Here is a 6,706-nt window from a genome sequence, read left to right on the forward strand (position 1 = left end):
TTTTAAATCTTTAGATCAGGTAGCTGTTGATGAGTTTGAGGTATGGGATCAATACGCTTGATCCACAGCCAGCTCATCAATCTTTCCAGCATCCTGATCTATCGTGCGGCACGCTTGGCCCTAAAAAAAGGTTGACCTATTAAGAATCCAAGAGTACATGTATACAAGTATTCTTGAATATTTATAGGTGAAGACAGAGATGGCGAATAAGAATTTGCAAGGTAAGGAAAGCATAATGCGGTCGAGCACCAAGGTAGCTCAAGCTGCGAGGCCGAAAGCATCCGCCGACGGCGAGTCTTTGCCGGATATGCCAGAGCTGAACGATGTCTCCGCCTATGTCCCGCTTCGGGTTGCGGTGTTGCAGCGCCTGAAGGCCGCCATCGTCAACGGTACTCTGGTACCGGGACTGCTGCTCAGCGAAAACGCCATTGCGGCCAAGTTCTCAGTCAGTCGCACGCCGGTGCGTGAGGCTATTCGCGCGCTGGAGCAGGAGGGTCTGGTCTCGGTTCTGCCCGGGCGCAAGGTGATTGTCTCGATGCCAACGCTCGAAGACATTCGTGAAATTTACGATGTTCGCCTGATCCTCGAAGCGGAGGCCATGCGCCGCATCGTCTCCCACCATCCCGACCTGATACCCAAGCTGCGCGCTGCGGTGGAATGCCAGCGCGAGGCCCTCCGTGAGGATGACCGCGCCCACCTGCGACGCATCAATGCCGAATTTCACAAGCTGATCACCTCCGGCCTCAAGAACAGCCGGCTGGATCAGTCCCTTGAAGCCGTGCACGACTCCATTTCCCGCTTTCGTCTGTATTCACTGGAGGACGAGAGCTGGGCTGAGAAGGGTGTCGCGGAACACGATCAACTGATTTCCTTTCTTGAGAAAGGGGATGTTGAAGGTGCGATCAGTCTTTTGGAACAACACCTTAAGACTGCTCAGCAAATACTGGAAGACCGCTTTTGGAGAAGACGAGATGATGAAAAACAAATCTAATAATCGACTCTTAGGATTGACAACTACCGTCGCGTTACTGCTCGCGAGTGGCCCCTTGATGGCCGAGGAAATCGAATTGAAGCTGGCGCACGTCCAGCCCCAATCCCACGTCTTTCACAAGGGTGCTGAGAAATTCAGCGAGACTCTGAAAGACCTTTCCGGCGGCGAAATGACTGTCAGCATCTATTCAGACGGTGTCATGGGTGGCGAGCGCAGCTTGCTGGAATCCCTACAGATCGGCTCCGTCGACCTAGTTACCGTCACATCGGCGTTAACTAGCACCTTCAGCGACGACTATGCCATGTTCTCGCTGCCGTTCCTGTTCGCATCCTATGAAGACGTCTTCCGCATCCTCGATGACGAGTCGATCACCAAGGACCTGGGCCAGGATCTGATCGGCAAGGGCATCCGGCCCATTGCCTACTGGATCGGTGGTGCCCGCAGTTACTACGGTACCGATCCGGTTAATGAGCTGGGCGATTTCAGCGGCATGAAGATCCGCACCATGGCAGATCCCTATTACGTGAAGACTTGGGAGGCGCTGGGCGCCCTGCCTACGCCATTGCCGTTCGGTGAAGTCTACACCGCCATGCAGACCAAAATGGTCGATGGCGCGGAAGGCGCAGTGAATACCTATGTCTCGAAGAAGTTCTACGAGGTGTCCCCCAACGTTGCCCTGATCAACTACGTCTATTCCGTGCAGCCCCTGCACATCGCAGAGAGCACTTGGCAGAAGCTCAATGACGAGCAGCGGGGCTGGGTTCTCGAGGCTGCGCAGGCGTCTGCCGATCACGAACGCAAGATGTTGATGGAAGTAGACGACGCTCTGCGGGAAACCCTGGACGAGCATAACGTCAAAGTAACCGAGCCGGACATCGAACCGATGCGGAAGGCCGTCGAGCCGGTTTATGCGGATTTCCGTGAACAGTACGGCGACGAAGTCTACACACTGGTGGAAAAGATCCTCGCGCAATAAGCGCGAGGGATACCGTCCTGGGGGAGTCCTGTGATGACCAATGACAATCACACCACTGGTGAGCGCCCGCTGTCGCGTGTCGCTTGGCTCTGGCAACGCCGAGCACTGTTCGTCGAGAGCCTCTGCGCACTTTGCCTGAGCGTGCTGGTGCTGACGCTCTTCGTGCAGGTCATCATTCGCTATGTATTCGCGTTCCCGCTGACCTGGAGCCAGGAAGTGGTGGGGTTTTCCTTCACTTGGCTGTGTTTCCTGGGATCGGCCGTGGGCGTGAAATATCGCGGCCATATCGTGGTGGACTTCCTGATGGACTTAACGCCGGTGCCTTTCCAGAAAGTGGTAGTCAGTCTAACTGGCATCGCGGTGGTGGCTTTCTGTGCCCTGCTGGCGTATGCCGGTTACGGAATGATGCTGATCAGCCATGGCCAGTCGACACCGGCTCTGGGACTGCACCTGAGTTACGTTTATGCGGCCCTGCCAGTCAGCGGCGCGCTCATGACCTGGTATGAATGCCGCCACATCTTGCGGGTATGGGGCGGCAAGGAAGCGCCCGTGGCCTTTACCTTGATCCGTAAAGAGGTGCCTACCAAATGACGATGGTCCTCTTCACAGTTTTTTTGATCACAATGCTGCTGGGCATGCCGGTGACCTTTTCCCTCGGCCTCGCGGCCTTGGCCGGTATCCTCTACGTCGACTTGCCCATGGTGGCGCTGGCCCAGCGCATGGTACCGGCGATTTTCGACGCCTCTGCGCTGGTGGCCATACCCCTGTTCATCTTTGCCGGCAATATCCTCAGTTACGGTGGGATGGGCGACCGGATGATCAACTTAGCCAACATTTTGGTGGGCCGCACCCGCGGTGGACTGTCATCGGCCAATATTACAGCCAGCATGTTCTTTGGCGGCATTTCCGGCTCGGCGACAGCAGATACATCGGCCATCGGTAGCGTCATGATTCCTGCCATGGAGAAGCAGGGTTACCCCCGCGCCTTTGCGACGGCAGTGACGGTAATCTCGTCGCCGCTGGGAACGATAATCCCTCCCAGTATCGTCATGATCGTCTACTGTTGGGTTACGGAGACGTCCATCTCCCAGATCTTTGCTGCCGGTTATCTCCCAGGCTTACTTCTCGGCCTGTGCCTCATTCTGATGGGCTGGGTCATCTCGGTACGCAACCAATACCCCACGGCACCGCGCATGTCCCGGCGCGAGCAGTGGGCGGTCTTCCTCGACACCCTACCGGGCCTGATGATGCCCGTGCTGATCATCGGCGGCATTCTCAGTGGTGCCTTCACTGCCACGGAGGCGGCGGCGATTGCGGTGGTCTATGGCTTACTGGTATCGGTCTTCTACTACAAGGAGCTGCATTGGTCAGACATGCCGAGCCTGTTCCTGGAGACCATCAAGCTTACCGGCATCGTCACTTTCCTGATTGCAGTCGCGGCTGTGTTTGCCTGGCTGATGGCTTACGACCGACTGCCCTATGAGGTGGCGGAAATGCTGGTTGCAGTCGACCCCAGCGCCAGTGTCTTCCTGCTTTTTTACGTGCTGATCCTGCTGTTCCTCGGCGTGTTCCTGGCGCCCACCGAAGGGCTGATCATCGCCGTGCCGATTCTCTACCCGGCCGCTATGGCCATCGGTATCGACCCGCTGCATTTTGGCATTATCACGGTGGTATCCCTGGCCATGGGGCACGTAACGCCGCCGGTCGGGCTCTGTCTGTTCGTTGGTGCAGCGGTCAGTAAGCTACCGGTTGGGCAGATTATCCGCGCGCTGGTGCCCTTCTATTTGGCAGCGCTGTTCGCACTGATACTGATCACGGTGTTTCCGATCATTTCGACTGGCATTCCGCGCCTGTTCGACATGTAGCAAATGACGCAACGTACTACTCGATTTAATCCGCCACGCCCAGTCTGATGACAGGGCGTATCTAGGCGACCCAAAGGCCCGTGCCAAGCAATATTTGCTGGTATGAGCGACAGTCTATCTACGGAGGAATAACCCATGGGAACATCCCAACCAAGAACGATTACCGAACCGGCCCGCGAAACCCAGGTCATGATGGAAGCCGACGTGGTCGTCGTCGGTGGCGGTACCACCGGCCCGTTCGCTGCTATATCTGCCGGTCGGCGCGGCAAGAAAGTAGTAATGATCGAGCGCTTTGGCTCACTCGGCGGCAACCTGACGCTGGGCCTCAATACCAAGCCCTCCGGCGCGCTGCTGGGTGGCCTGCCGCTGGAAATCTGGAACCTGGCGCGCACCGTCGATGGCGCCGGTAAGGATTACATGGCTACCACCAAGACCGGTGGCGTGACCATCGCTTCGCCCTGTGACCCGGAGATTATGAAGATCCTGCTGACCAGGCTGTGCGTGGACGCGGGCGTGCAGATCCTGTTCGAAACCATGGTTTCCAAGCCGGTCATAGAAGACGGCGCGGTTATCGGGGTAATCGTCGAGGGCAAGGCCGGCCGCCAATTTATCGCGGCCAAGACCGTAATCGACTGCTCCGCCGATGGCGATATCGCCGCCCAGGCCAACGTGCCGTTCGTAATGGGGGCGGGTGACGAGGACATCACCATGCAGCCGGCGTCCATGTACTTCACCATGTCCAACGTCGACGTCAAGCGTCTTGCCGACTGGGCCCGCACGACCGACGACGTGCCCGCCCGCGCCATTCCCGAGAACGAGGAAGACTTGGACTACGGCCTGTGGCTCACTGGGTTCAACAAGACCCTGAAGCAGTATCAGGATGACACCGGTATCGTACTGCAACGTGACAATATCACCCTCAAGACAGCGGCGGGCATCATGTACGTCAATGGAACCCGTGTCTTGGGCGTGAATGTGTTCGATCCCCTCCAGTTCTCCCAGGCGGTGGTGGAATGCTACCAACAGATCGAAGCGGTGACGGAGTGCCTGCGCCAACGTGTGCCTGGTTTCGAGAACGCCAAGATCATGCAGATCGCCCCAATGCTAGGTGTGCGTGAGACCCGTCACATCAAGGGCGAATACGTGCTAACCGGCGAAGATGTGTTCGGTGGTACACACTTCGAAGACAGCATCGGCGCCGACGCTTCTGCCCTCGATATCCACGACCCCAAGGGTGCTGACGTGGATTTCCGCGGTATGGTTCCCTACGAGATTCCGTATCGCTGCCTGGTGCCCCTGAACGTGGAGCAATTGTTGGTAGCCGGCCGTTGTATCTCGGCGGACCACGACGCCCACTCCCGCTCCCGTAATATGCCTGCATGCATGGCCACCGGCCAAGCTGCCGGTATCGCTGCCGCGATTGCCATCGAAAAGGGAGTCACGGTACGTGAAGTACCAGTTGCTGAAATCCAGCAGGCCCTGCGCGATATCAAGATGCCGTTATTCGCCGAGGATGTGGTCTAGGACGTTCACGACCCGACGTACGCAGGAGGCACTAGAATGAAGGTCGTGATCGCCCCCGACTCCTTCAAGGAAAGCCTGTCCGCCGAAGCCGCAGCGGGTGTCATCGCTGCCGGCTGGCTCAACGTCTTCCCGGAGGATAACGTTGTGCTGCTGCCAGTGGCCGACGGCGGCGAAGGCACCACCCGGGCGCTGGTTCACGCTACCGGTGGGAGTTTGCACATGGAGCGTGTTACCGGCCCGCTCGGGACGACGGTTGAGGCTACCTGGGGCGTGCTCGGCGACGGTCGCACCGGTGTGATCGAAACCGCCGCGGCGGCGGGACTCGAACTGTTGACGCCAGCCCAGCGTAATCCCTGGTGCACCACCAGTCGGGGCACCGGCGAGTTGATTCTTGCGGCGCTGGATCGGGGCATTACCCACTTCATAATCGGCCTGGGTGGCAGCGCCACCAATGACGGCGGCGCTGGCCTGATACAGGCACTTGGCGGCCAGTTGCTGGATGCCGCAGGTCAAGCTATTGAGCCCGGCGGCGGCGGTCTGACCCATCTTGCCTGCATTGATCTCTCCACCCTCGACCCCCGTCTCGGCTACGCCCGTTTTGACATCGCCTGCGATGTCGATAATCCGCTGGTGGGGGACCAAGGCGCATCGGCTGTTTTTGGCCCGCAAAAGGGTGCTGACCCCGACATGGTAGAGCGCCTTGATGCCAACTTACTGCACTACGGGCAACTGCTCAGCGAGGCCACCGGCGTCAATGTGCTGACCTTTCCCGGGTCCGGCGCAGCTGGCGGGCTTGGGGCAGCCTTTCGTGGCGTGTTTGGCGCCTACCTGCGCCGCGGTATCGATATCGTGCTGGACGCGGTTGATATGGACCGGCACCTGCATGGCGCCGGTCTGGTCCTCACCGGCGAAGGCCGAATTGATGACCAGACTGGCCGTGGAAAGACTCTGATGGGCATCAGCCAGCGCGCACAGCGTCAACATGTGCCGGTAGTTGCCTTGGTTGGTGCCATTGTAGGCAATCTGGAGCCCCTGCGTGAACAGGGGCTGAAGGCCGTGTTCAGCATCGTACCTGGTGCGGTGCCACTGGAAGATGCCTTGGAGTCTGCGCACGTCAACCTGAACCGCACCGCCCAGCAGGTGGCTGAGGTCTGGCGCTTGGCTGGGCTATCAGGGAAAGGGTAATAACAACGCGGCGGGAAAAATGATCTTTTTCGTTGACCGTTAAATTGGCTGATTCAGAGCCAGCGGATTTACCATAACGGCCTTATGCGCAGTCGCCGGTGACGCCATTTTGCAGGACCAGATAGGTGCAGGGTTATTTCAGGACGATGGATCAGTCCATTTACT

Annotated in this window: 6 protein-coding genes; all 6 read left to right on the plus strand. The window is 58.4% G+C overall.

What is annotated here, in order from left to right:
• The first annotated feature begins 235 nt into the window (after positions 1-235).
• Positions 236-991, plus strand: coding sequence for a GntR family transcriptional regulator (locus GRX64_RS11835; RefSeq protein WP_166267444.1), 756 nt, complete (start codon positions 236-238; stop codon positions 989-991).
• A 16-nt stretch (positions 992-1,007) separates the two neighbouring features.
• On the plus strand, positions 1,008-1,967 hold the full coding sequence (locus GRX64_RS11840) for a TRAP transporter substrate-binding protein (RefSeq protein WP_166267446.1): 960 nt from the start codon (positions 1,008-1,010) through the stop codon (positions 1,965-1,967).
• 33 nt (positions 1,968-2,000) lie between these two features.
• Entirely contained in the window at positions 2,001-2,558 is a 558-nt protein-coding gene (locus tag GRX64_RS11845) for a TRAP transporter small permease (RefSeq protein ID WP_166267448.1), read from the plus strand.
• Positions 2,555-3,832: a TRAP transporter large permease gene (locus GRX64_RS11850; RefSeq protein ID WP_166267450.1), complete on the plus strand. Its 1,278-nt coding sequence runs from the start codon at positions 2,555-2,557 to the stop codon at positions 3,830-3,832. The genes GRX64_RS11845 and GRX64_RS11850 overlap by 4 nt, the downstream gene beginning before the upstream one ends.
• A 135-nt stretch (positions 3,833-3,967) precedes the next feature.
• Entirely contained in the window at positions 3,968-5,356 is a 1,389-nt protein-coding gene (locus GRX64_RS11855) for an FAD-dependent oxidoreductase (RefSeq protein WP_166267452.1), read from the plus strand.
• A gap of 36 nt (positions 5,357-5,392) precedes the next feature.
• Entirely contained in the window at positions 5,393-6,541 is a 1,149-nt protein-coding gene (locus GRX64_RS11860) for a glycerate kinase (RefSeq protein ID WP_166267454.1), read from the plus strand.
• Positions 6,542-6,706: the final 165 nt, after the last annotated feature.

Source organism: Marinobacter caseinilyticus (genome assembly GCF_011074955.1).
Lineage (GTDB): Bacteria > Pseudomonadota > Gammaproteobacteria > Pseudomonadales > Oleiphilaceae > Marinobacter > Marinobacter caseinilyticus.

Coding starts and splice junctions, on each gene's coding strand:
- GRX64_RS11835 (WP_166267444.1), top strand. CDS start 236: ATGCGGTCGAGCACCAAGGTAGCTCAAGCTGCGAGGCCGAAAGCATCC.
- GRX64_RS11845 (WP_166267448.1), top strand. CDS start 2,001: ATGACCAATGACAATCACACCACTGGTGAGCGCCCGCTGTCGCGTGTC.
- GRX64_RS11850 (WP_166267450.1), top strand. CDS start 2,555: ATGACGATGGTCCTCTTCACAGTTTTTTTGATCACAATGCTGCTGGGC.
- GRX64_RS11855 (WP_166267452.1), top strand. CDS start 3,968: ATGGGAACATCCCAACCAAGAACGATTACCGAACCGGCCCGCGAAACC.
- GRX64_RS11860 (WP_166267454.1), top strand. CDS start 5,393: ATGAAGGTCGTGATCGCCCCCGACTCCTTCAAGGAAAGCCTGTCCGCC.